Annotated in this window: 1 pseudogene; it reads right to left on the reverse strand. The window is 82.4% G+C overall.

Features of this window, described 5'->3' with window-relative positions:
• Nucleotides 1-328, reverse strand: a pseudogene (locus ABD224_RS29355) (DNA polymerase III subunit gamma and tau); the annotation flags it as partial.
• Nucleotides 329-568 lie beyond the last annotated feature (240 nt).

Genomic DNA, 568 nt, shown 5'->3' on the forward strand with positions numbered 1-568 from the left:
GGGGCAGGGGGGTGCCGGCCGTGGGGGACGGGGCCGGTGCGGCGGCGCCCTGCGGGGGTACGGGGGTGCCCGCGCCGGGCGTGGTGGTGTCGGCGCTGGGCCAGGGCTGCGGCTGGGGCTGTGCGGCCGAAGCCGGCTGCGGGGCAGGGGCCTGCGCCGGAAGCGGTCCGGCGGTGGCCTGCCGGGCCGCAGCGGCAGGGCCCTGCGCGGGAACGAGCGCCGCGCCCTGCGGAGGAAGCGGCTGACCGGCGAGGTTCTGGGCAGGGGTGAGCCCGGTCCCCTGCGGGGGCAGCGGCCGGCCCGCACCGCCCTGGGCGGCCGGGGCCACCTGTCCCGGGACCGGCTGCCCCGTAACTCCCTGAGGCGCGGCCGGCTGCCTAGGGGGCACCGGGGGAACGGCCTGCGGCAACGCCTGCGCACCACCCGGGCCGGCCTGTGCGGGAACATTCGGCCCGGCAGCACCCTGTGCGGGAACACCCGGCCCGGCAGCGCCCTGCGCGGGCGCGCCCTGTGCGGGCACGGCCACCGCGGCGGGCAGCGCCCCCGGCGCGGCGGCTCCCGCGGGTAC

The organism is Streptomyces thermoalcalitolerans, assembly GCF_039525155.1.
In the GTDB taxonomy this organism is placed as follows: domain Bacteria; phylum Actinomycetota; class Actinomycetes; order Streptomycetales; family Streptomycetaceae; genus Streptomyces; species Streptomyces thermovulgaris.